This window comes from Streptomyces sp. 12E (assembly GCF_055633275.1).
Genome location: NZ_JBVNCJ010000001.1, coordinates 39,557 through 61,446 on the forward strand (window position 1 = coordinate 39,557; position 21,890 = coordinate 61,446).

Below are 21,890 nucleotides of genomic sequence, written 5' to 3' on the forward strand. Positions count from 1 at the left end.
GTCCTCGCGGCCGTCGCCTCGCTGGGCGTCGGAGCGGGCGTCTGCTACGGCTTCGTCGCCCGCTGTTCGCTGCGACGCGTCGTCCACCAGACTTGGCGGTCACCGGACCCCCGCCGCCCCGGCGCACGCCCTTCGGCGTGCCGGGGCAGCGGCATGTCGTGCCGTCCGGGGAATGGCCCGTCCCACTCTGATGTTCATTACCCCAGGGGGTATCAAAAACTACTACTCCGGAGAAACGGAAGGAACCGTCCCATGAGCACTGTCGCACTGACCGCCGCGGACTTCGAGAACACCGTTACCGGCAACGACATCGTCCTCGTCGACTTCTGGGCTTCCTGGTGCGGGCCGTGCCGGATGTTCGCCCCCGTCTACGAGAAGGCCTCCGAGGCCCACTCCGACATCGTCTTCGGCAAGGTTGACACTGAGGCCGAGCAGGCTCTCGCCGCCGCCGCGGACATCACCTCGATCCCCACCCTGATGGCCTTCCGCGAAGGCATCCTGGTCTTCTCCCAGCCCGGTGCCCTGCCGCCGCAGGCGCTGGACCAGTTGATCACCGCCGTCCGCGAGCTCGACATGAACGAGGTCCGCGCCTCCCTCGCCACCCAGAGCCCCGGCCAGTGACCGCGGTCGGCCCCGGACCGGCCCTGTGAAAGGAAGAACCCATGGTCCAGCTCCCCGCCGACCAGGTGCGGTCGGCCGCCAACCGGCTCAAGCGCGCGCAGGGCCAGCTCGCCGGCGTCGTGCGCATGCTGGAAGAAGGACGCGACTGCGAGGACGTCGTCACCCAGCTCGCCGCGGTCAACCGCGCACTGGACCGGGCCGGCTTCGCCATCGTCGCCAGCGGCCTCAAGCAGTGCCTGACCCAGGAGGGCGGCGCCGACAGCCTCGACACCCAGAAGATGGAGAAGCTCTTCCTCTCCCTCTCCTGAGGCGCTTCCGCCCCGACCAGGGGACACCCGTAGAGCACCTTCCCGTGGCCCTACCGCCCTCATCATTTCCGTGACCGGTGGGCTGCCATTGCCCACCGGGAGCGTTCGCGCCTTCGCCGCGTGGCTCTGCGCATGTCGAACAGCAACGCTTTCGCAGCGCTTCGGGAGGCACTTCGGAGGCCTCCCCCAGTCGTGAACAACTGCCGTCGCGAGCCCGTCGATGAAGCCACTTCCGGACCGCCGGCCGTGAGCCGCGCTGCGCGGCAGGGGACCGACTCCGGGCTGGTGGCCAGGGCGGAGGGCTGAGCGGCGTTATCACCACTACAGCGCCTCAGGCGCTTTCAGCAGCTTTCCCCTGAACTGTGCGCGACGCTCACCGGTGCCACCCATCTGACCCGCTTCTGGCGCTGAGCGGGTGAGCCAGTCGGTGCGGCGCCGCTGAGAACGTGCCGCGTTCGCCTTCCGCCGGGCCGGAAAAATCACTTCGTCCGGGTGGTCGGCAAGGGATGGGAGGCCAGAGCGACGGCTGTCGGCCGGACGTCGGTGAAGGCGGCGGGCCCGGTGGACATCGAGGCGACTTTGGCTCCGTCGAGGAGGGCCAGAATGACGCGGGCGACCGCGGCGCGCTCGCCCTCGGTCTCCCGGTCGATGTTCTCCGTGAGGAAGGCCAGCAGGTCGGCACGGTGTGTGGCGATGATGTCGCCGACGGGGCCAGACAGGCGTTCGGCTGCGGCGTTGATGAAGCCGCACCCCTGGTAGCCCGGCTCTGCCGCGCTCGCGGCCGCACTGTCGAACAGTGCGCCGATGCGGTCGGGGCCGGACTCTGTCGCGCGGGCGGCCTCGGCCAGACCGGCACGGATACGCGCGGCGTCACGGCGCAGGCACTCTGCGACGAGCTCGTCCTTGGAGCGGAAGTGCGTGTACAGCGTCGCCTTGGCGACTTTTGCTTCGGCGATCACCCTGTCGACGCCGACGGCCCGGATTCCGTGTGTGTAGAAGAGCTGCTCCGCAGTGTCCAGGATGCGGTCACGGGCGGGGCGGCGGAGCGATGCGGAAGGCATGGATTTGACGTTAGCAGACGGGTCTGTCTACCTTCGAGACTCAAGCGAACAGACAGGTCTGTCTGTACTGATCCAGGAGTGAGTGAACCACCTCATGAGCACGCTGCACGACACCAGCCCCCACGCCTCCGCGCCCCGCTACGATCTGGCCGTCATAGGCAGCGGCCCGGCCGCGGTCACCGCTGCCATGGCCGCCCGGGGACGCGGCAAGTCGGTCGCCCTCGTCGAGCGCGGCGCGTACGGCGGTGTCTGCCCCAACACCGGCTGCGTGCCGTCCAAGCTCCTGATCTCCGCCGCCGCGACCCGCGCGGACGCCGGAGCCGGGCGCTTTCCCGGCATCACCACCACGGCGGGCCCCGTGGACATGCGCACCCTGATCGAGGACAAGCGCAGCATGATCGCCCGACTGCCGGGCGCCGACGCGGACCTCGCCAAGGCCCGGGGCATCGAGATGTTCCAGGGAACCGCCTCCTTCAGCGGCGGCGCCGGCGGCGAACTGCCCGTGCTGTCCGTGGCGCACGCGGACGGCACTCACACCGAGATCACCGCCGAGCACGTTCTGATCGCGACCGGCGCCGAACCGTTGATCCCGGCGATCGACGGCCTGCCGGATGTGGACTATCTGACCTCCACCACCGCCATGGAACTGGACCGCGCCCCCGAGACCCTCCTCGTCATCGGCGCCAACGCCGTCGGACTGGAACAGGCGCAGATCCTGTCGCGGCTCGGCGCCACGGTGACCGTCGTCGACATCGCGCCGCGCATCACCCCGCGTGAGGATGCCGCCGTCTCCGCCGCCTTGGAGAAGGCACTCACGGACGAGGGCATCTCCTTCCGTACCGGTGTCACGCCGGTGCGCGTCGCACCCTCCGGCGACCAGATCGTCCTCACCGTCGACGACGGCACGGGCACCAGCGCCCTGTCCGCCGAGCGCCTCCTCGTCGCCACCGGCCGCCGGCCCGTCACGGCCCCGCTCGACCTCAAAGCCGCCGGACTGGAGACCGGCCCCGCCGGAGAGGTCGTCGTCGACGAGCACCAGCGCACCGCCCACCCGCGGATCTGGGCCGCCGGCGACGTGACCGGACGCGCCCGACAGTTCGAATACGTGGCCGTCGCCCAGGCGGAACTCGCCGTCGCCAACGCCTTCGACGGCGACGGGACCGGCACCCTGGACTACCGGTACCTGCCGCACGTCACCTTCACCTCGCCCGCCGCCGCAGGCGTCGGCCTGACCGAGGAGCAGGCGCGCGAGAGCGGCCGGCCCTACGAGGTCCGCGTCCTGCCCCTGGCGCACATCGGACGGACGATGGTCAGCCGCCGTCCGCACGGCATGGTCAAGCTGGTCTCCGACGGTGAGACAGGCCGCCTGCTGGGCGTCCACATCGTCGGCGACGAGGCCGGCGAGATCATCGTCGCCGCCGGCTACGCCCTGGAAGCCGGCTTCACCGTGGCACGGCTGGCTCGTGCCTGGTCGCCCTTCCTCACCATGGGCGAGTCCCTCAAGATCGCCGCCCAGCAGCCCGCCGCCGAGCCGGTCTGACCCGCCTCTGGCGTGACCGCAGGCACCCGCCACGGCCCGGTGCACTGCTGCCGGATTCCCTCGCCTCAACCGCCCTGGTGACGAGGGCTGCCCGAAGGGGATGCACGGGCGTCCTGGCCGGCCCGCTGGCGCGTTCGTCCTGACGTGCCGTCACGGCCTGTGGGCGCAGGCCGTGACGGCGCAGGGTCATGAGGTCCCGCAGGCTCTGCGTGACCTCACGCTGCGGCGACCGGCCAAGGAGGAGTGGACCGCCCAGTCGCCTCCGAATACCCGCAGAACGCGCTCCGGCCCGGGAACGACCGACAAGACCAAGGAGGCCGTGCTGATTGCGGAGGGCCTCCTCACCTCCGGCGAGACATGAACGGACGCCTGCGGCGCGAGGTGTGCATCAGATCAGTTCTCGGTGATGGTGTACTGGCAGGACGTGTCCCAGGGGCGGCTCCATGCGAGTTCGTCGAGCAGCCAGTCCAGGATATGGGCGGTGAAGCCCCAGACATGGGTGCCGTCGAGCAGGAACCCCGGCCCTGTCCAGTGCTCCCCGTACGTCACGGTGGTGCGATTCTTCGGATCCACGAGGTGACTGCGAGGTACCCAGTGTGTCGACTGGGTCTCGCGGGCGTGCCAGTGCTGTGCCGGGCCGTCCTGGACATCGTCTCCGGCCCAGGCCAGTACCGGCGTGACCACGTTCGCGCTCGCCTCCAGCGCCAGGGCGGGCAAGGTGCCGAGTACGTGCCGCCGGCCGAGGGTCACGCCGGTCTCCTCGTGGCACTCCCGGAGCGCGGCCGTGACGGGGGTCTCGTTCGGGTCGATGCCGCCACCGGGGAACGCGAACTCGCCCGGGTGGTGGCGCAGGGCCCAGGAACGCCGCACGAGCAGGAAGGCGACGTCGTCGGCTACCGGTCTGGTCACTACCAGCACGGCGCTCGGGCGCATCGTGTGCCGGTGCCGCGGTGTGGCCCGCGGGAGTTCCGCCCTCCCCCACGGGCGCCGCCCACTCTTTCCGACGAGACCGGCCAGCTGCTTCCTGGCACTGGTCGTCGTCTCCGTCATCCTTCCTCCAGCCCCCGCGTCGGGGAGCGGTGACGCCGCCGGTGCCGCTCGAGTCCGGAACTCACCGTGTGGGGAGCGCGTAGTGGTCGGCGATGAGTTCGACCGTGCGTGCCTGGGCCTGGCGTGAGTGGCCCATGACCACGAGCATCACTTCGTCGACGTCGGTGCGGGCGTGGAGTCGTTCGAGGGCTGCGGCCACCTCCGGGCCGGTGCCGTTGAGGAACCGGTGGGTGTAGGTCTCGAGGATCTGCTGCTCCTGGAGGCTGGCGGGGTAGGTCTCGACCTCCTCCGGGGGGAGCAGGCTGTAGGGCTTGCGCTGGAACATCCGCAGCATGGCCATAGCCGACGAGGCCGCCTGGCGGCGGGCCTCGGCGGGATCGTCGTGCGCGACCACGCCGACGCTGACGAGCGTGTACGGCTCGGCCAGAATCTCCGAAGGGCGGAAGTTGTCCCGGTACAGCCGCATGGCCGTGGCCACGTCGGCGTCGCCGAACTGCAGCGCGAAGGCGTAGGGGCGGCCGAGCTGGGCCGCGAGGCGCGCCGAGTAGGGCGAAGAGCCCAGGACCCACGTTTCCGGCGCAGTCTCGGGGCGGGGCACCCGGTTCTCGTCCGCCTGCCACGGGCCCGGGACCGCGTGGACGTTCCGGTAGGGGTGGCCGTCGGGGAAGTCGTCGCCGAGGAACCCGAGCAGTTCCAGCACCTGCTGCGGGAAGCCGTCGTTGGCGTCGTGGTGGCGGCGCAGCGCCGCGGCGGTCGGCAGGTCTGTGCCGGGCGCGCGTCCCAGTCCGAGGTCGATCCGTCCCGGGGCGAGGGCTTCCAGCATGCCGAACTGCTCGGCGATCACCAGCGGGGCGTGGTTGGGCAGCATGATCCCGCCCGCGCCGAGCCGGATGCGGTTCGTCTCGCCGGTCAGGCGCGCCAGCATCAGCTGCGGCGAGGAGGTCGCCGCGGCCGGCATTGCGTGGTGTTCGGACATCCAGAACCGGTGGTACCCCCGCCGCTCGGCCAGTTGGGCCAGTGCGATGACCTCGCTGAAGGCTTCCTCGACGGTCTGCCCGACAGCGGTGTGGGCGTTGTCGAGCACCGACAGGGCGAACGGTGCGGTGCCCGAAGACGGTGCGGGGATCACGCCACTCCTCGATTCTCACGGGAAAAGGTGTTCTTCATCGTGATATCCACGGTAGCAGGAGTATCACGGAAGGTTGGCGCTGATACCATGAGGGCGATGTCGAAGATCCCGCTCCCGCCCGCCCCCGGAGCTGACGAGCACGTCAGCCTCGCGCTGGTCAACAGCACGGTGCCCCTTCCCGGTGGACATCGGGCAGACGAACTGGGCACCCCCGAGGAGGCCACCGGCTGGCTCGTCGATCATGGCCTCGTACCCGCCCGGACGACACTGCTGGCGTACTGCCAGAACCAGCTCACGGGACTTCGGGACGACCTGCGCGCTCTCTTCGCGGCGCAGGTGGAGGGCAAAGCTCCCCCACCGCGAGCCCTGGACGGCATCAACCGGGCCCTCACCAAGGTCCCCAGCGCGCCATTGCTGCATCACGAACCGGACGAAGGGTTCCGTCGGACCCCGGTGCACCCCGTGACGCAACTCGTCGAGCACGCGATGGCTCAGATCGCTGAGGACGCCGCCGCTCTGCTCACCGGCGACGAGGCCTCTCGGATCGCGCGCTGCGAAGCGCCCCCCTGCGACCGCTTCCTCCTGCGCACCCATGGGCGCCGACAGTGGTGTTCCACCCGTTGCGGGGACCGTGTCCGAGCAGCCCGCGCCTACGCTCGCAAACAGCAAGGCCGAGCCTTCGCTTGAGACCGGGCCGCACATCGGCGAGGGCCCGCCGCCGACATCGCCGCTGCGTACCAGGCATACCTGGGGACCCCTCACCGGGAGATCAACCCTGAGCGCTCCGCCCGGCACCCCGCGCACCACTCGTGAGGGGCCGGATGAGATCGGCTGCTGAGCGGACCTGGACGGCAACCGGTGACCGGGACGTCCTCGGGCCCCACGGGCACGCAGGGCGCACCCGAGCCCAGGAAGTTTTCCTGGGCCGGGCCTGAGCGTCGCCCCTACTTCACCTCACGTTGCATGCCGTTGCCGCCCTGTCCCTGCCGTATTCGCAAGGCCGCCACCATGACGGCGGGCAGGATCGCAAGAGCGAGCGCACCACCCGTGATGGCAAGCACGGAATAGCCCGCCGTGGCGACGACCAGGCCGGAAAGGAGTCCACCGGCCGCGCCCGCGATGGCGATAGCCACATCGGCCAGGCCCTGTGTCCTGGCGCGAGTGGCTGTCGGCGCGGCTTGGGTGACGATGGCGGTCCCGCTGACCAGGCCGAAGTTCCAGCCCAGCCCGAGGAGTACGAGTGCCGCGGCCGAGAGCGCGACGGAGTCGCCGGGTGCGCCTGCGGCGAGGATGCCGGACGTGAGGAGGGTGAGCGCGGAAGCGGTGGCGACCGTCGTGCTGCCGTAGCGGTCGACCAGGAAACCGGTCAGCGGGGATGGCAGGTACATGGCGCCGACGTGCAGACCGATGACGAGTCCGGAGGCTGCCGTGCCGTGACCGTGGTCGTGCAGGTGGACCGGCGTCATCGTCATGACCGCGACCATCACCAGCTGGGAGAGGCCCATGACCAGTATGCCCACCAGAAGTCCGGGGCCCCGGTGTGCGCAGTGTGCCTCCGGCCGTTCCGCTCCGTCTGACGGCTCTCGCACCTCGGAGAGAGCACGGGCAAGCAACAGCGGGTCGGGGCGGAGCCAGACGGTCAGGACGAGGGCGGCCAGGGCGTAGGCGAGGCCCGACAGCAGGAAGAGGCCCGTGAGGCTGGGCAGCTCGAGGGTTTCGGCGACACGTCCGGCCGGGGTTGCCAGGTTCGGGCCGAGGATGCCGCCGAGGGTGGTGGCGACCAGCGCGGTGGACACAGCGCGGGCCCGGTAGGCGAGGGCTGCGAGGTCGGCTCCGGCATAGCGCGCCTGGAGGTTGGCGGCGGTTCCGGCGCCGTACAGCACGAGGGAGACGAAGAGCAGGACGGGGCTGTCCAGTGTGGCGGCAGCGACGACGCCTGCGCTGCCCAGCGCCCCGACGACGTAACCTGCGGCGAGTCCGGGGCGCCGACCGCGCGCCTGTGAGATGCGGCCGATGGCGACAGCGGCGAGCGCGGACCCGCCGGTGAGCAGAGCGCTGGGCAGGCCGGCCAGGGTGGTCGATCCGAGCATGTCCTGGTACAGCAGTGCGCCGACGGTGATGCCTGCCGCGAGTCCGGCGCCGCTGAGGATCTGGGAGATCAGCAGGACGGTCAGGATGCGCTTCTGTGTCTCCGGGACGGAACGGCGCAGACCCGTCTCCGGCGGGCGGTTACCGGTATGCGGCGAGGCTGGCTCCGAATAGGCCGCAGGCTTGGGCATGGAAATTCTCCTGGGGTATTGAGCGGGGGTGGGATGGGATGTGATGGCCGGCAGGCCGGTCGTCGAGCAGCACCGCCGCGCCCAAGGCGTGTGTGAATGCGGTCTGGGCGGAAGGCGCCGGCCGCCTCGCTGCCCGTCGGGGCCGCAGCTCTGGGAATGGGCGCTCGGCTGCTACGAGCGCTGCTGCGCCTCCGCCCTTCCTTGAGCGGTAGTCGTTGTGAATCGTCCGCGATGTTGCTCGTCGCGCGGATCGCCGAGGACACGCCACCGTCGGCGTCGGACCCTGGTCCTTCGCCGGCCGGGCGGCCCGGTGTGGTTCCTGGGCCTTCAGATCGCCCGAGGGAACGCTTCTTCGGCCGCGGCGGTCGCGAGGTGTCGCAGTGCGGGCGGCACGTCGCGTCCCTGTGCCGTCATGGCCTGGGCCCACAGTCGTCCGGCTCGGTAGGACGAGCGCACCAGCGGGCCGGCCAGCACGCCCGCGAACCCCATCTGGTCCGCCTCGGCCTTGAGTTCGGCGAACTCTTGCGGGCGCACCCAGCGGTCGACCGGGCGGTAGAGGGGCGAGGGGCGCAGGTACTGGGTGAGGGTGAGGATGTCGCAGCCGGTCTCGCGCAGGGCGTGCATCGTGGCGATGACTTCCTGGGTGGTCTCGCCCATGCCGAGGATCAGGTTGGACTTGGTGATCATGCCTGCTCGGTGGGCCTGGCGCAGGACGTCGAGGGAGCGCTCGAAGCGGAAGCCGGGGCGGATTTCGCGGAAGATGCGGGGGACGGTCTCCAGGTTGTGGGCGAAGACCTCGGGACGTGCCTCGAAGACGGTGGCGAGGTCGTCCGGGCGGCCGCCGAGGTCGTCGGCGAGGACTTCGGCTCCCGAGCCGGGGTTCAGGGCGTGGATCTGACGGATGGTTTCGGCATAGAGCCAGGCGCCCGTGTCGGGCAGGTCGTCGCGTGTGACGCCGGTGATGGTGGCGTAGCGCAGGCCCATGGTGCGGACCGACTCCGCCACGCGCCGGGGCTCGTCGCGGTCCAGTGGGAGTGGCTTGCCGGACGTGATCTGGCAGAAGTCGCAGCGACGGGTGCGGATGGAGCCGCCGATCAGGAAGGTTGCCTCGCGGTCCTCCCAGCACTCGTAGATGTTGGGGCAGCCGGCTTCCTGGCAGACGGTGTGCAGACCCTCGCTCTTGACGAGGGCGGCCAATTCACGGAATTCGGGACCCATGCGGGCACGGGTGGTGATCCATTCCGGTTTCTTCCCGATGGGGGTCTGAGCGTTGCGGGCCTCGATCCTCAGCAGGTGGCGTCCGGCCGGCCGGGCAGGGTGGTTCATACGTGGTCCTCCGCCGTCAGTTCGGCGGGGTTCTCCAGCAGATGGGTGACGGTGGCGAGGAACTGGGCGGCCAGGGCGCCGTCGATGATGCGGTGGTCGGCGGTGATCGTGTACTGCATCCGCCTGCGTGCCACAACACCATCTTCGGTAAGCCGCAGGTGCTGCGTCGCGGCGCCGACCGCGAGAATCGCCCCTTGTGGCGGGATGACCAGCGCGGTGAAGTGCTCGACACCGTGCATGCCGAGGTTGCTGATCGTGAACGTGCCGTCGGCCATGTCCGCCATTTCCAGCTGGCGCTTGCCGGCGCGGTCGACGAGGTCGCGGGTCTGAGAGGAGATCTGGGCCAGCGAGGAACGGTCCGTGTCCCGCAGGACGGGGACCATGAGGCCGGCGGGTGCGGCGATGGCCAAGCCGACGTGGACGCGGCCGTGCAGCAGGGTCTCGCCGCGCCGCTCGGCGGAGTAGGAGGCATTGACCTGCGGGTGCCGCCGCAGGGCCAGCGCAACAGCGCGTACGACGAAGTCGTTGACCGAGAGCTTCTGCCCAGAGCAGGAGAGGGGCTGGTTGAGCTGCGTCCGCAGGGCGAACAGGTCCTCGACATCGGCGGCGGCCGTAGCGGTGAACGTCGGGATCGCATAGCTGGCGGTGACCCGGTTGGCGATGGCGCGGCGTACGGGGTCGAAGGGGACTGCGGTCGACTCCCGGCCGTCCGTCTCCTGGCTCACGGGGGCTCCAATCGTGCGGTGCGGCAGCACCGGCTCGCCACAGCAGCCGACCAGCGAGGCGGTCGAGCTGATTCGCTCGGACCGCAGCTGTGGGCAAGCATGGGGTAAGCAGGAGGCGGAAGACCGGCGCTGCCAGGTGCGGACACGCGAGAGCACCGATCGACGCTTTCATCGCTCAATGGCGATGCTATCGATATGCAGCGATGGCACCAAATCGCTACCCGTTAAAGGCGCGGGCGAGTGTGGGTGCCGCCGCGGGGAGGGCCGCGGCCTCAGTGGCAGTTGCTGACCGCGTCGACGCCGTACAGAGGGCACAGGGTGACGGCGTCGCCGGTCAGGGCCAGTAGCTTCTCCGCGGCAGCAAGCAGGTCGATCAGCGCGTCGGGGTGCTTCAGCGAGTACAGCGATGCCCGGCCGACAGGGCGGGAGACGAGCAGGCCGGTGTCCTTGAGGCACGCCAGATGCTTGGAGACGGTGCTCTGCGACAGTCCGAGGTGGTCGATGAGGTCGACGACGCGATGCTCGCCGAACTGCAGGTGATGCAGGATCGCCAGGCGGGACGGGTCGCTGAAGCTGTGGAACAGGCAGGCGGCCGCGGTCAGCGCGTCGGCCTCGATGTCCTGCGGGGCGGAGGGACCCGAGTTCTGCTGTATCGCCATACAGCGATGTTATTCGCTCAGTCGGGCCGCAGACCAACGGACTACGCACACCCGCGGGACCGCGAGCACGGTCCAGCAGACGGCGAGGCAGACCGGACCGAACAGCTCTCCGCCCGTCAGCGAGAATGCCTGGGCGATCGGCTGATGGACGCCGTGGCGACTCCGGCGGTCGCCACGGCCATGAAGGGCGCGCTCACCGCAGATGATGACGCCGCATCGAAGACGTCAGGGTGAACATCCTGCGCCATCCCTTCGCGCTGGAAGCATCTGTCGACGACGCCGAGGAGTTCGACAAGTTGTGCGCGCGAGGGCCGCAAGGGAACTCACTGACAACAGGCGACCGGGTCCTCGCTCCGGTCTGCGACGTCACCGACAAGCCGGGCATCGTTGGCACCGGCAGGTTCGCCATCGCCTTCCCCGCCGTGCTTCGCCTGTCAGACATCCTCATCTGGGTCCGGAACTGACTGGGGCTGCCTTCAGACCGCAGGAGCTACCAGGGCAAGCCTGGATATTTCGTCAGCGACAGCCTCCGGGGCGGCGGCGACGCTGACGTGGGCGACATCATCCAGGCCGGAATCGGCACCGCCGCGGACTGCGTGCCGTGCGTGACGCAGCAGGTCAAGATCGTTGATGTCGTTGCCGAAGGCGTCGTACTGGTCGATGCCGAGCGAGGTGAGTGCCTCCCACTTGTTTGTGACGCCCGGGGGCGAAGTCGATGATCGCCTCGTCCAGGTGGTGGTTGACGGTCATCCCGAGCATGCGACCGACCTCGGCGAGGGCTGCCATGTCGGTCGCGTCGACCACGAGGAACTTCACGACGGCGGGGAGGTCCGCGAGGGCGACCTGGCGGGCGAGACGGCCCTGGTCGACACGGTTGAGGACCGGATGCTCGGCCGGCCCGGTGTAGGTGTAGTCCCACGGGCCGTCGGCGAGGTCGCCCGCCTCGAACGCGGCCCGCGCCCGGACGCGGCCGTCGACGGAGACGATGCTGCCGTTCCCGCCGATCAGCGTGGCGCTGGGGAAGGCCCCGCCGAGGACGGGCAGGAGGTCGCGGACAGGTCAGGCGGAGGCGAAGACCAGCTGATGACCAGCGCGCTCACAAGTCTCGAGGGCGGTCAAAATCCGGCGGTCGATCGTCCGGCCGTCGAAGCAGAGCGTGCCGTCGATGTCGAAAACCGTGGTGCGGGCAGTGGAAACGATCACGACGGAGCTCGTATCGAGCCGACATCGTGCACGATCTACTGGCCGCCAACGCGGCCTCGCCAGGTCTCGGAAGACCGCCGCGCGTGCCATCGCAGCACCGGGGCGCACGGGGACGCCGCGAAGCGGCTTCGAGTCTTATGCCTCCACGACGGAGGTGGCGCATTCTGCATATCCACCCAGGGCGGGCTCGGAAGCTCCTGGGGCAGAGCCGTTCATCCGGGTGCGGTCGGTAAAGCGGTGGCGGTAGGACGTCGGTGTGGTCGCGTAGTGCGCGGTGAAGTTCTGTCGGAAGGTCACGGCGCTGGCGAACCCGCATGCCGCAGCGATGCGGGTGATGCTCCAGGTGGTCGTCTCCAGCAGTCTGCGGGCTTCGTCGAGCCTGCGGGTGAGGACCCACTTGGCCGGGCTCATGCCGGTCGTCTCGTAGAAGCGGCGGGAGAAGTTGCGGGCGCTCATGTGTGCGTGGGCGGCGAGTTCGGTGACGGACAACCGCTGATCGAGGTTGGCCAGAGCCCAGGTGATCGTGTCGCCGATGGGTCCCGCGGCGTCGTCGGGCACGGGCCGGTCGATGTACTGGGCCTGGTCACCCTCCCGGTGAGGCGCGATGACGAGATGACGCGCGACGGTGGCGGCCGCCGCCGATCCCAGCCGACTGCGGACGAGATGGAGGCAGGCGTCGAGCCCGGAGGCCGTGCCGGCCGAGGTGAGCACGTCACCGTGGTCCAGATAAAGGGCATCCGCGTGCACGTCCACGGCGGGGTACCGTTCGGCCAGTTCCGCCGCCGAGGCCCAGTGGGTGGCCACGGTACGTCCGTCGAGCACGCCGCTGCCCGCCACGGGGAACGCGCCGAGGCACAGCCCGACGATTCCTGCTCCGCGCGCGTGCGTGTCCCGGATCAGGGAGACGAGCCCGCCGTCCGGTTCCGGGAAGTCGGCGGGCCAGGAGGGGAAGACGAGCAGATCAGCCGATTCCGCCGCGGCGGGCCCAGCGAGGTCGTCGATCACGATCCCCTCCGAGGTGCGGATCAGGCGCGCGTCCGTGCTCCACACCGTGGTGGTCCACCCCGGGGCCAGACCCTGCCGGGCCACTTCGCCGAACACGAGCAGGGGCGCGGCCAGGTGGAACGCGGTGATTCCGTCGAAGGCGTGAACGGCGATACGCATGCTGTCCTAATCTCATCGATTATCTGCTTTTCTGCCACTCACTGTAGCGGCTGCGGCCCGATGAGGATGGAGTCCACGGCGCCGTCCGCGCCGTGCCCACCAGAAACAGGAGAGAACGTTGACCGCCCCACGCCGCGCCCTTGTCCTCATCGACGTGCAGCAGGAGTACTTCGACGGACCGCTGAACATCCAGTACCCGCCCCGTGACGAATCGCTGAAGAACATCCTGCGCGCCCTGGACATCGCCGCTCAGGCGGACCTGCCCGTCGTCGCCGTCCAGCACGAGTACCCGGAAGGGACCCCGGTCTTCACGGCCGGTTCGCCCGGCTGGGAGAACCACCCGGAGGTGGAGCGCCGCATCGGCTCCATGACCAAGCGAGTGGTCAAGAACTACTCCGACATCTTCACCGCCACCGGACTTGCCGAATGGTTCCGGGAGAACGAGATCGACACGCTGACCCTGGTCGGCTACATGACGAACAACTGCGTCCTGTCCACCTCCGCCGCGGCCGAGCCCCTCGGTTTCACGATCGAGGTCCTCTCCGACGCGACCGGCGCCATCCACATCGCCAACGAGGCAGGCACCGCCTCCGCGCGACAGGTGCACGAGACCCTGATGACGCTGCTGCACTCGAACTGGGCCGCGGTCACCACCACCGACGCCTGGGCAGCGGCCGTCACCGACGAAAACCCCCTCCCCAAGAGCGACCTCGTCACCTCGGCCACGCAGGGTCTGGCCGCTCACTGACGGCACTCCACGCTGCACAGGGTGAGAGTGCCTCGCACCAGGACGAGGCCGTGGCGCTCTCACCCCGGCGGGCCGTGCGTCAGGCATGCCCCGCCCTTTCCCGTCGCACGCGGCAGTCACCAGGCGGCCGCCACCCAAAGGCAGGCCCGCTGACCATCAGGCCGTGAGTGCTGCAGAGAAGCGGCCTGCCCGACGGCTGCCAGAAGTGGGCTCCGATCGATGGAATACCCCCCCAGGTATAGGTGTTAGTGTGAGTGACAGATACCCCCCTGGGTACACCGTTCGAGAGGAGTGGAGAGCCGTGTTCTTCGTCGACACCCTGGAGTTCGAGGGTCTGGGCAACCGCAGCTACCTGGTCGGCGGACCCGACACGGCGGTGGTCATCGACCCGCCGCGCGACATCGACCAGATCATCGCCGCAGCGGCCCGCCGCGGGGTGCGCATCGCTTTCGTGGCCGAGACCCATGTGCACAACGACTACGTCACCGGCGGCCTGGAGCTCGCCCGCACCACCGGCGCCCAGTACCTCGTACCGGCCGGGGCGCACGTGTCCTTCCCTCACACTCCGGTCGCCGACGGTGACGCCGTGACGGTCGACGGGGATCTGGTGCTGCGCGCCATCGCCACCCCCGGGCACACCCCGCACCACACCTCCTACGCTCTCGCCGAGGGCGGACGCGGCGTGGCGGCGTTCACCGGCGGGTCGCTGCTGATCGGCACCGTGGGCCGCCCCGACCTGGTCGAGCCGCGGCTGACCGAGCAGCTCGCCCGGGCCCAGCACGCCTCCGCCAACCGGCTCGCCGACGAGCTGGACGACGAAGTCCCGGTGCTACCCACCCACGGCTTCGGCAGCTTCTGCTCCTCCTCCCAGGCCGAAGGGGATACGACCACGATCGGCCAGGAGCGCAAGACGAACGACGCGCTGACCCTGGACGTGGACACCTTCGTCGCGCAGATGCTCGCCGGGCTGGACGACGTGCCCGCCTACTACACGCACATGGGCCCGGCCAACGCCGCCGGTCCCGCCCCGGTCGACCTCACCCCGCCCCAGCGCGCGGACGCCGAAGAGATCGCCTCCCGGCTGGCCGCGGGCGAGTGGGTGGTGGACCTGCGCAACCGTGTGGCGTTCGCCGAGGGGCACGTGGCCGGGTCGTTCAACTTCGAGGGCGAGGGCAAGCTCGCCACCTACCTGGCCTGGCTGATCCCGTGGGGCAGGCCCGTCACCCTGCTCGCCGACACCCCGGAGCAGATCAGCGCTGCGCAGCGGGAGCTGGCGCGGGTGGGCATCGACCGCCCGGCCGCCGCCGCCACCGGCGACCCGGCCGGCTGGGTCCGTGAGGGCGAACGGCTCGTCTCCTTCCCCCGCGCCCGCTTCGCCGACCTCGCCGCTGTCCGCGAGCGCGGCGAGGACGTGGTCGTCCTGGACGTGCGCCGGGACTCCGAGCGTGCGGGCGCTCACATCGACGGCTCGGTCCACATCCCGATCCACGAGTTGCACGGCCGCATCGGCGAGGTGCCGGACGGGACGGTGTGGGTGCACTGCGCCGGTGGAATGCGTGCGGCGATCGCCGCCTCCCTGCTGGATGCCGCCGGCCGCGACGTGGTCGCCGTCGACGACGGCTTCGACGCCGCCGCGGATGCCGGGCTGCCCCTGACCTCCGGCTGAGAGCGGCCGTTTTGCCTGTAAGGAAGGAAGCGTGTGATGTCCCTCTTCCCCCGAGCCGGGGACCGCGTCACGGTCGACGAGGCACACAGCCGCACCAGCGGCGATCAGCCCGAGGCCGTCCTGCTGGATGTCCGTGAGAAGCCCGAGTGGACCGCGGGCCACGCCCCGGGCGCCGTCCACGTACCGCTGACGGAACTGGCCGCCGGCGCCGCCCTGCCCACCGAGGCGCAGGGGCGTCGGCTGGTGGTGATCTGCCGCAGCGGTCACCGCTCCCAGCGGGCGGCCGAACTCCTGGCCGGACGCGGGGCGCAGGCGGTGGACGTCGAGGGCGGCATGAACGCGTGGGCCGCCGCCGGGCACCCGGTCGTCGACGCACGCGGGAACAGCGGCAAGACAGCGTGAGCGTACTGGTTCTCGCCCTCGTCGCCGGGGCTGTCATCGGTCTCGCCCTCGGAGCTCTCGGCGGCGGTGGCAGCGTTCTTGCCGTGCCGGCACTGATCTACCTGCTCGGATTCACCCCGGCCGCCGCCACCACGGCCAGCCTGATCATCGTCACCGCCACCTCCGCCACCGCCCTGTACGCCCACACCCGCGACGGGAACGTGGCGTGGAAGACGGGGGCGCTGTTCGCCGCGGCGGGCATCGTCCCCGCCTTCCTCACCGGGGCCGCCGCCGGACGTCTGCCCCAGGCGGTACTGACCGCGGCGTTCGCACTCATCGCCGCGCTGGCGGCCCTGCGCATGCTGCGTCCGTCCGCGTCCGAGCCGCCGCACCGGATCCGTCCCGGCAAGGCGGCCGGTACCGGTGCCGGACTGGGCGCCGTGACCGGGCTTCTCGGGGTCGGTGGAGGGTTCCTCGCCGTGCCCGCCCTCGTCAGCGTTCTGGGACTACGGATGAGGCAGGCGGTGGGCACCAGCCTGCTCGTCATCACCGTGAACTCGCTCGCCGCGCTCGCCGCCCGCACCGGCACCGGCCTCCACTGGGAGGTCATCGGGCCCTTCACCGGAGCCGCGATCCTCGGCGCCTGGGACGGCAAACGCCTCGCGGCGAAAATCTCCGGCACCACCCTCCAGAAGATCTTCGCCGGTCTCCTGCTGGCAGTGGCGGCGTTCATGCTCGCCGACGTGATCGTCTGAGACGCAAGGCCCGTCGGCTGTGTTCTTCCTCCTGCCCCGCACCGCGCCGGCGGCCCACTCCGATGCCGACCGGACGCCGCTGTGGCCCGCGGTCCGGCTCCCGTCAGCTCAAGCTCCCTCCGACCCCTCACGACAACAGGACCCCCGCCGGGGGCACCATCGACACGCAAGGATGACCTCTGCCATGACCACGTCCACCGCCCTCACCACCGACCAGGCACGCACCCGCCTGCACGAACTGACTGTCGTCGACGTGCGCACCCCGGGCGAATACGCCGGAGGTCACCTCCCCGGCGCGCTCAACCTCCCCCTCGACCAGATCCAGCGTGCGCTGCCCGACCTCCGGGACGCCGCCGAGCGCGGCGACGTCCTGGTCGTCTGCGCCTCGGGTGCCCGCTCCGAGAACGCCCGCCGGATCCTCGCGGAGCACGGCGTCCCCGCCGCCACTCTGACGGGAGGCACCGGCGCCTGGGCGGCCGACGGCCACGAGCTGCACCGCCCCCAGGGCTCCCCGCGTGCCACCTGGGGCATGGAGCGGCAGGTGAGGCTCACCGCAGGAGTAATCGTGCTGCTCGGCCTGCTGCTCGGCCTCGCCGTCCACCCCGCCTTCCAGCTCCTCTCCGCCGGCATCGCGGGCGGCCTGGTTTTCTCCGCCCTCACCAACACCTGCGGCATGGCCGCCATACTCGCCAAGCTGCCCCACAACCGCCCCCGCGCCGCCGACCTCGACAACACCCTGACCGCACTGCGCAACCGCTGAACCATGCGTTGAGGAGGAGGCCGGATCCGGTTCCCTCCTCAACGCATGTCAAGCGTGCAACCGAAGGCACCCCGATCGAATGATCACTTCAGAGCGATTCCGGCGCGCGAGCAGTGTTCGGTCAGTTTCCTTGCGTGGTGTTCGTGCCTGCCGGCTCAGGCGTGTCCTGCTCTGTGGCCGGGTGGGCGCTGAGGGTGGTGAGCGCGAGAAGGCCGGCGGCGAGGAGGACGCCTGCGGCGACGATCAGGGCCGTGCCGTATCCGGCGACCAGTGCCTCTCCGGTGCCCCGCGCGGCCCTTTCCGGCTGCGCGGTGACGGTGGCGGCGACCCCGGCGAGTACGGCCAGGCCGAGAGCGACACCGATCTGCTGGGCGGAGTTGAGCAGGGCCGAGGCGATCCCGGCCTTGTCCGCGTCGACGCGGTAGACCGCGGCCTGGGTGAGGGCGAGCACGCCCAGACCGAAACCGAGTGCGAGGACGAACATCGCCGGTGCCAGGTGCAGCCAGTAGCCGGTGTCGACGGTGATCGCGGAGAACCAGAACGCGGCCAGCGCGCCCAGCAACGCACCGAGAGCGGCCACGGAGCGAGGGGCGATCTTCAGCAGGAGCTTCGGGGCGGCGCCGGCGCCGAGGACGAGTCCGGCGGCGAACGGCAGCCATGCCACCCCTGTGCGAAGGGGGCTGAACTGCTGGACCTGCTGGAGGTAGAGGGTGATGACGTAGAACGTGCCCATCGGGCCGATGGCCAGCAGCAGCATGGTCAGGTAGGCGCCGGAACGGTTGCGGTCCTTGAACAGACTCAGCGGCACCAAAGGGCTGGAGCTGCGGGCCTGGGTGAGGACGAACGCGACGAGCAGTACGACTGCTGCCGCGAGGAGCACCAGCGCTACGGGGTCGGTGAAACCGTCCTCGCCGAACCGCGTGATCGCGTAGACGAGCGCGACCATGCCGCCGGTGCCCAGTACGGCACCCACCGTGCCGACCCGGCCGGGGTGACGGTCTGCCGCGACCAGGGTGCGGCTGCCGAGGAGAACGAGCAGGCCGATCGGGATGTTGATGAAGAACACCCACCGCCAGTCGAGGAGGTCGGTCAGCACACCGCCGAGGAGCAGTCCGACGACGATGCCGAGCGCGGACATCGCCCCGTAGAGGGAGAGCGCCAGGTCGCGCATCTTGCGGTCGGGGAAGTTGGTCGCAATCAGCGCCAGTGCGTTCGGGGCGGTCAGCGCCGCTCCGATGCCCTGCACGGCACGGGCGACGACGAGCATCGTGACGTTCTGCCCCTGCCCCCCTGCCAGGGACGCGATCACGAAGACGACGATACCGAACTGCAGGGTGCGGCGGCGTCCCCACAGATCGCCGATCCGGCCCCCGAGCAGGAGCAGCGCGCCGAACGCGAGGATGTAGGCGTTGACCACCCAGGGCAGGTGCTCCGCCGTCACGCCGAACTCCCGCTGGATGCTCGGCAGCGCGATGTTCACGATCGAGTCGTCGAGCACCAGCATCAGCTGAGCGGTCGCGATGACCAGCAGCGGAATCATTCCGGCCCGCTGCTTCGTCGCCGTTGTCACGTTGTCTCCTTCACTCGGTACACGCAAGGCTTCCAGTCGTCGGCGCGTGGTCACGACACCTGACCGCCGTTGCGGTCACCCGACCGATCACATACCCCCCTCCCGTATCTAAACACATACGGGAGGGGGGTATTCCACTCGGGAGGTGAGGCGCCCGGAGGCATGACGGGGGCAGAACGATCACCGGGGTGGGCGGACCAGCCCTGAGCGGCGGACATCTGCGGCCCGCTCCTGGCGGAGTCGAGGGAACGCAGGGGTCCCGGCAGCCGGGCAGGCCCGGACGCCGGAAGGAGAACCGGAAGACCGGGCCGGCACATGGCCACGCACGAGGAGGCGCGTGCGTGCCCCGCCGCGGGCGGCCGAGGCCGCCCGTTCAGCCACTCCCAATGCCCCCTGGAGGTATTCTGGAGCGAACAATCACTCGCGTGCGGCCGGCACCGTTTCCGGCGGTGACTGCGGCTCCCGCCTGCTGGCCGGCCAAAGCAGCGCCAGCAGGGCGGCCAGTGCCGCCACACCGGCCAGGACCAGCAGGACAAGCCGGTCGGACACCGCTGCGCCGACATCGGACAGCCGTTCCTCCAGGGCGAACTCGGTATCGGTGCTCAGTACCGACGGCAGCGCGGATGTGCCGTCGAAGGCCAAAAACGCCGCCCCGAGAGCGATGAAGAACAGGCCGCCGAGAAGAGCGGTGCTGTGCAGGGCCACCGGCCCCGCCTGGAAGGTCCGGCCGCGCAGCCAGCGTTTGCGGCCCAGATCGAACCGGTCCCACAGCAACGCCAGCACGAACATCGGAACCGCCATGCCCAGGGCGTAGACGGCGAGCAGTACACCGCCGTGCAGGGGGTCGCCGTCCACGGCTGCCACGGTCAGGATGGAGCCGAGGATCGGTCCCGCGCAGAATCCCGCCAGCCCGTACACCGCTCCCAGGGCGAACACCGACAGTGCCGAGCCCGAACGGCGTCCGCCCGCGGCGCGTGCCATCCGGCGGGAGCCGAAGCCCATCCCGGCGATCTGCGCCACGCCCAGAGCGATGACCGTCCACCCTCCCACGGTCACCAGGGTGTCGCGGTGGCCGTAGAAGAGGCGGCTGGCGAACGAGCCGGCCACGCCGAGCGGTACGAGCGTCGTGCACAGCCCGATGTAGAACAGGCCGGTACGCGCCAGCAGCCGGGTGCGGCTGGTGAAGGAGTAGGCGAAGAAGGCCGGCAGCAGCAGTGCGCTGCACGGACTGAGCAAGGCCAGCAGCCCGCCGAGGAACGCCGCCGCCAGGCCGACCCCGTTCATCGCCCGGCCGCCTTCGCCGCCGTCTCGACGGCTTCCTCGAAGGTGGCCGTGGGCTGGGCCCCCAGGATCGGCTTGCCGTTGATCAGGAACGCCGGAGTGCTGGTCACGCCGAGGACGTAGCCCTCCTCCTGGTCCTTTTGCACGGCCTTGCGGGCCTGGTCGGAGGCCATGTCGGCCTGGAACCGCTCGATGTCGGTGATTCCCGCCTCGCGGGCCATGGCGATGAGGTTCTCGGCACCGAAATCGCCGGCGTTGCGTTCGCGCGGCTTGCCGTAGGCGACGTCGTGGAACTCCCAGAACTTCTTCTGCTGTCCGGCCGCCCAGCCGGCCAGCGCGGCCTGCTCGGATTCCTCGCCGAAGACGGGGAAGTTGCGCCATTCGATGCGCAGGACTCCCTTGTCCACATACGAGCGCAGCAGTTCGGGCTTGGTCTCGCGGGCGAACCGGCCGCAGAACGGGCACTGGAAGTCGGAGTACTCGATCATCACCACCGGGGCGTCCGCACGCCCGAAGGCCAGCGGGTCGGAAGGATCGCGGCGGGCGAGGGCGAGCAGGCTCTCGGCAGCGGGCGCGGGAACAGCGGATTCAGTGACCACCGCGGGCTCGTCGGCCTTCTCGTTGCGGTTGTCCGAATCGTCGAGCGTGAGGGCGAAGGCCGCGGTCACCGCGGCGGCGGCGAGAACCGCGACGGCCGCGATGGTCCGCCTGCGGCTGCGGCGGGACGAGGACAGGGGGGATCCAGGCATGGGACACCTCAGGTGTTGAGGAGGAAAGGGTGCAGAACCGGCCGCAGATCAGGCAGAAGCCGTGACCGGGCACGCGGTCTGCAAGGACAAGCGGCGCAGCGCGGCCTCCGCCAGCAGCCCCACCGACAGGAAGGCCAGCAGCGGCTGCAGGGGAGCCCAGTAGCTCAGGGCGCCGGAAGCTCCGAGGAGCACAAGGATGAGTTTGTTGCAGACCGGGCAGCCGACGGCGAAGAAGGACAGCACCCCGCCGATCGCTCCCAAACGGGTGCCGTCTTCGGCTTTCGGTTCCGGGGAAGACGAGGGCCGGCGCACGTAGGTGCTCAGGACGATGCCGGCCAGGACGGCCGTGACGGCAAGGGCCGGGTAGTTCCACCACTGCACCGGGACCGACCGGCCGAACAGCGGATTGGGCACCACGTCGGTAGGCACGCCGACCAGGATCGCCGTGGCCAGGGCACCGACGCCCGCCACAGCCCACTGCCGGGATCGCCAACCACGCAGTGCCGCACCCGCCCGGCTCCATGAACGCGAGGAAGAGGACATGCTGAAGAACTCCGTTCTCCGAGGATTCAGGGACACGGCCAACAGGCCGGTCTAAATCCGTAGGACGGAGTGAAGTGTCGTCGGCGGCGGAGCCGGGCCCCCCGACAGCACACCGGAGTGCTGTGACACGGAAGGTGCGGAAACGGTGTACGGGGATGCAGGACCAGGGCACGAAGCAGACGGCGGAGGATTCTCGGCCCGCTGCGCACCATGATCAGCAATAACCTTCTTGCCACACGGCGCCGCTGCGCCGTCCGACGGTTCAGCAACGGTGGGAACGTGCACGTGCTCCGCAATGGACGGCGGTGTGTCCGACGCTCCACGTTCCACGTGCCCGAAGACGCACAACAGCGCCACCACGCCCACGAGCAG

General features: G+C 70.2%; 23 protein-coding genes. 10 read left to right on the forward strand and 13 right to left on the reverse strand.

Features of this window, described 5'->3' with window-relative positions:
- Positions 1 to 252 precede the first annotated feature (252 nt).
- Together trxA and ACZ8ZB_RS00235 are read left to right on the forward strand one after the other, a co-directional pair.
- Positions 253 to 621 (forward strand): thioredoxin, encoded by a 369-nt coding sequence (gene trxA / locus ACZ8ZB_RS00230; protein ID WP_470735687.1) that lies wholly within the window; start codon positions 253 to 255, stop codon positions 619 to 621.
- A 41-nt stretch (positions 622 to 662) separates the two neighbouring features.
- Positions 663 to 929, forward strand: a complete 267-nt coding sequence (locus ACZ8ZB_RS00235) for a metal-sensitive transcriptional regulator (protein WP_210921691.1) — start codon at positions 663 to 665, stop codon at positions 927 to 929.
- 479 nt (positions 930 to 1,408) lie between these two features.
- Here the strand turns inward: ACZ8ZB_RS00235 and ACZ8ZB_RS00240 are convergent, their stop codons facing one another.
- Entirely contained in the window at positions 1,409 to 1,990 is a 582-nt protein-coding gene (locus ACZ8ZB_RS00240) for a TetR/AcrR family transcriptional regulator (protein WP_470735688.1), read from the reverse strand.
- 94 nt (positions 1,991 to 2,084) lie between these two features.
- Here ACZ8ZB_RS00240 and ACZ8ZB_RS00245 point away from each other — a divergent pair, with 94 nt between their 5' ends.
- Positions 2,085 to 3,530: a dihydrolipoyl dehydrogenase family protein gene (locus ACZ8ZB_RS00245; protein WP_470735689.1), complete on the forward strand. Its 1,446-nt coding sequence runs from the start codon at positions 2,085 to 2,087 to the stop codon at positions 3,528 to 3,530.
- A gap of 393 nt (positions 3,531 to 3,923) precedes the next feature.
- On the opposite strand, the gene ACZ8ZB_RS00250 is transcribed toward ACZ8ZB_RS00245, so the two are convergent.
- A complete protein-coding gene (locus tag ACZ8ZB_RS00250) occupies positions 3,924 to 4,580 on the reverse strand; it encodes an NUDIX hydrolase (protein ID WP_470735690.1) in 657 nt (218 codons plus the stop codon).
- A 61-nt stretch (positions 4,581 to 4,641) separates the two neighbouring features.
- Positions 4,642 to 5,709 carry an LLM class flavin-dependent oxidoreductase gene (locus ACZ8ZB_RS00255; RefSeq protein WP_470735691.1) on the reverse strand — a complete coding sequence of 356 codons (1,068 nt, stop codon included), beginning with the start codon at positions 5,707 to 5,709 and terminating at the stop codon, positions 4,642 to 4,644.
- Between the two features lie 96 nt (positions 5,710 to 5,805).
- On the opposite strand from ACZ8ZB_RS00255, the gene ACZ8ZB_RS00260 reads away from it, so the two are divergent.
- Positions 5,806 to 6,396: a CGNR zinc finger domain-containing protein gene (locus ACZ8ZB_RS00260; RefSeq protein WP_470735692.1), complete on the forward strand. Its 591-nt coding sequence runs from the start codon at positions 5,806 to 5,808 to the stop codon at positions 6,394 to 6,396.
- Between the two features lie 257 nt (positions 6,397 to 6,653).
- Here the strand turns inward: ACZ8ZB_RS00260 and ACZ8ZB_RS00265 are convergent, their stop codons facing one another.
- From ACZ8ZB_RS00265 to ACZ8ZB_RS00280, 4 genes are all read right to left on the reverse strand, one after another.
- A complete protein-coding gene (locus ACZ8ZB_RS00265) occupies positions 6,654 to 7,988 on the reverse strand; it encodes an MFS transporter (RefSeq protein WP_470735693.1) in 1,335 nt (444 codons plus the stop codon).
- Positions 7,989 to 8,315: 327 nt separating this feature from the next.
- A complete protein-coding gene (locus ACZ8ZB_RS00270; protein ID WP_470735694.1) occupies positions 8,316 to 9,314 on the reverse strand; it encodes a lipoyl synthase in 999 nt (332 codons plus the stop codon).
- Positions 9,311 to 10,039 carry a 2-oxo acid dehydrogenase subunit E2 gene (locus tag ACZ8ZB_RS00275; protein ID WP_470735695.1) on the reverse strand — a complete coding sequence of 243 codons (729 nt, stop codon included), beginning with the start codon at positions 10,037 to 10,039 and terminating at the stop codon, positions 9,311 to 9,313. The genes ACZ8ZB_RS00270 and ACZ8ZB_RS00275 overlap by 4 nt, the downstream gene beginning before the upstream one ends.
- A gap of 272 nt (positions 10,040 to 10,311) precedes the next feature.
- A complete protein-coding gene (locus ACZ8ZB_RS00280; protein WP_470735696.1) occupies positions 10,312 to 10,698 on the reverse strand; it encodes an ArsR/SmtB family transcription factor in 387 nt (128 codons plus the stop codon).
- A gap of 230 nt (positions 10,699 to 10,928) precedes the next feature.
- Here ACZ8ZB_RS00280 and ACZ8ZB_RS00285 point away from each other — a divergent pair, with 230 nt between their 5' ends.
- Positions 10,929 to 11,162 (forward strand): hypothetical protein, encoded by a 234-nt coding sequence (locus ACZ8ZB_RS00285; protein WP_470735697.1) that lies wholly within the window; start codon positions 10,929 to 10,931, stop codon positions 11,160 to 11,162.
- A gap of 595 nt (positions 11,163 to 11,757) precedes the next feature.
- Here the strand turns inward: ACZ8ZB_RS00285 and ACZ8ZB_RS00290 are convergent.
- Together ACZ8ZB_RS00290 and ACZ8ZB_RS00295 are read right to left on the reverse strand one after the other, a co-directional pair.
- On the reverse strand, positions 11,758 to 11,901 hold the full coding sequence (locus ACZ8ZB_RS00290) for an HAD hydrolase family protein (RefSeq protein WP_470735698.1): 144 nt from the start codon (positions 11,899 to 11,901) through the stop codon (positions 11,758 to 11,760).
- A 135-nt stretch (positions 11,902 to 12,036) separates the two neighbouring features.
- The gene (locus ACZ8ZB_RS00295; RefSeq protein WP_470735699.1) at positions 12,037 to 13,065 is read right to left on the reverse strand and encodes a GlxA family transcriptional regulator; all 1,029 of its coding nucleotides are present in this window, start codon (positions 13,063 to 13,065) and stop codon (positions 12,037 to 12,039) included.
- 118 nt (positions 13,066 to 13,183) lie between these two features.
- Between ACZ8ZB_RS00295 and ACZ8ZB_RS00300 the strand changes: the two genes are divergently transcribed.
- The 5 genes from ACZ8ZB_RS00300 (at position 13,184) to ACZ8ZB_RS00320 (ending at position 17,375) form a co-directional block, all read left to right on the forward strand.
- Positions 13,184 to 13,813: an isochorismatase family protein gene (locus ACZ8ZB_RS00300; protein ID WP_470735700.1), complete on the forward strand. Its 630-nt coding sequence runs from the start codon at positions 13,184 to 13,186 to the stop codon at positions 13,811 to 13,813.
- A gap of 301 nt (positions 13,814 to 14,114) precedes the next feature.
- A complete protein-coding gene (locus ACZ8ZB_RS00305) occupies positions 14,115 to 15,479 on the forward strand; it encodes a rhodanese-like domain-containing protein (RefSeq protein WP_470735701.1) in 1,365 nt (454 codons plus the stop codon).
- Positions 15,480 to 15,515: 36 nt separating this feature from the next.
- A complete protein-coding gene (locus ACZ8ZB_RS00310; RefSeq protein ID WP_470735702.1) occupies positions 15,516 to 15,881 on the forward strand; it encodes a rhodanese-like domain-containing protein in 366 nt (121 codons plus the stop codon).
- Positions 15,878 to 16,615 carry a sulfite exporter TauE/SafE family protein gene (locus tag ACZ8ZB_RS00315; RefSeq protein ID WP_470735703.1) on the forward strand — a complete coding sequence of 246 codons (738 nt, stop codon included), beginning with the start codon at positions 15,878 to 15,880 and terminating at the stop codon, positions 16,613 to 16,615. Before ACZ8ZB_RS00310 ends, ACZ8ZB_RS00315 begins: the two co-directional genes overlap by 4 nt.
- Positions 16,616 to 16,799: 184 nt before the next feature.
- Positions 16,800 to 17,375: a rhodanese-like domain-containing protein gene (locus tag ACZ8ZB_RS00320; RefSeq protein ID WP_470735704.1), complete on the forward strand. Its 576-nt coding sequence runs from the start codon at positions 16,800 to 16,802 to the stop codon at positions 17,373 to 17,375.
- A 121-nt stretch (positions 17,376 to 17,496) separates the two neighbouring features.
- Here ACZ8ZB_RS00320 and ACZ8ZB_RS00325 read toward each other — a convergent pair whose 3' ends face one another.
- The 4 genes from ACZ8ZB_RS00325 to ACZ8ZB_RS00340 all read right to left on the reverse strand — a co-directional run bounded on the left by ACZ8ZB_RS00325 (position 17,497) and on the right by ACZ8ZB_RS00340 (position 21,518).
- The gene (locus tag ACZ8ZB_RS00325; RefSeq protein WP_470735705.1) at positions 17,497 to 18,945 is read right to left on the reverse strand and encodes an MFS transporter; all 1,449 of its coding nucleotides are present in this window, start codon (positions 18,943 to 18,945) and stop codon (positions 17,497 to 17,499) included.
- Positions 18,946 to 19,362: 417 nt separating this feature from the next.
- Complete coding sequence (locus tag ACZ8ZB_RS00330; RefSeq protein ID WP_470735706.1) at positions 19,363 to 20,229, reverse strand: cytochrome c biogenesis CcdA family protein; 867 nt, start codon at positions 20,227 to 20,229, stop codon at positions 19,363 to 19,365.
- Entirely contained in the window at positions 20,226 to 20,975 is a 750-nt protein-coding gene (locus ACZ8ZB_RS00335) for a DsbA family protein (RefSeq protein WP_470735707.1), read from the reverse strand. The genes ACZ8ZB_RS00330 and ACZ8ZB_RS00335 overlap by 4 nt, the downstream gene beginning before the upstream one ends.
- Before the next feature lie 48 nt (positions 20,976 to 21,023).
- Positions 21,024 to 21,518, reverse strand: a complete 495-nt coding sequence (locus tag ACZ8ZB_RS00340) for a hypothetical protein (RefSeq protein WP_470735708.1) — start codon at positions 21,516 to 21,518, stop codon at positions 21,024 to 21,026.
- Between the last annotated feature and the right edge of the window lie 372 nt (positions 21,519 to 21,890).

What these genes read in the sequence shown, in the direction of transcription:
- ACZ8ZB_RS00335 (WP_470735707.1), bottom strand. Translation starts at nt 20,975, where the DNA reads ATGCCTGGATCCCCCCTGTCCTCGTCCCGCCGCAGCCGCAGGCGGACC.
- ACZ8ZB_RS00340 (WP_470735708.1), bottom strand. Translation starts at nt 21,518, where the DNA reads ATGTCCTCTTCCTCGCGTTCATGGAGCCGGGCGGGTGCGGCACTGCGT.
- ACZ8ZB_RS00235 (WP_210921691.1), top strand. Translation starts at nt 663, where the DNA reads ATGGTCCAGCTCCCCGCCGACCAGGTGCGGTCGGCCGCCAACCGGCTC.
- ACZ8ZB_RS00310 (WP_470735702.1), top strand. Translation starts at nt 15,516, where the DNA reads ATGTCCCTCTTCCCCCGAGCCGGGGACCGCGTCACGGTCGACGAGGCA.
- ACZ8ZB_RS00330 (WP_470735706.1), bottom strand. Translation starts at nt 20,229, where the DNA reads ATGAACGGGGTCGGCCTGGCGGCGGCGTTCCTCGGCGGGCTGCTGGCC.
- ACZ8ZB_RS00280 (WP_470735696.1), bottom strand. Translation starts at nt 10,698, where the DNA reads ATGGCGATACAGCAGAACTCGGGTCCCTCCGCCCCGCAGGACATCGAG.
- ACZ8ZB_RS00270 (WP_470735694.1), bottom strand. Translation starts at nt 9,314, where the DNA reads ATGAACCACCCTGCCCGGCCGGCCGGACGCCACCTGCTGAGGATCGAG.
- ACZ8ZB_RS00295 (WP_470735699.1), bottom strand. Translation starts at nt 13,065, where the DNA reads ATGCGTATCGCCGTTCACGCCTTCGACGGAATCACCGCGTTCCACCTG.
- ACZ8ZB_RS00265 (WP_470735693.1), bottom strand. Translation starts at nt 7,988, where the DNA reads ATGCCCAAGCCTGCGGCCTATTCGGAGCCAGCCTCGCCGCATACCGGT.
- trxA (WP_470735687.1), top strand. Translation starts at nt 253, where the DNA reads ATGAGCACTGTCGCACTGACCGCCGCGGACTTCGAGAACACCGTTACC.
- ACZ8ZB_RS00245 (WP_470735689.1), top strand. Translation starts at nt 2,085, where the DNA reads ATGAGCACGCTGCACGACACCAGCCCCCACGCCTCCGCGCCCCGCTAC.
- ACZ8ZB_RS00260 (WP_470735692.1), top strand. Translation starts at nt 5,806, where the DNA reads ATGTCGAAGATCCCGCTCCCGCCCGCCCCCGGAGCTGACGAGCACGTC.
- ACZ8ZB_RS00320 (WP_470735704.1), top strand. Translation starts at nt 16,800, where the DNA reads ATGACCACGTCCACCGCCCTCACCACCGACCAGGCACGCACCCGCCTG.
- ACZ8ZB_RS00240 (WP_470735688.1), bottom strand. Translation starts at nt 1,990, where the DNA reads ATGCCTTCCGCATCGCTCCGCCGCCCCGCCCGTGACCGCATCCTGGAC.
- ACZ8ZB_RS00250 (WP_470735690.1), bottom strand. Translation starts at nt 4,580, where the DNA reads ATGACGGAGACGACGACCAGTGCCAGGAAGCAGCTGGCCGGTCTCGTC.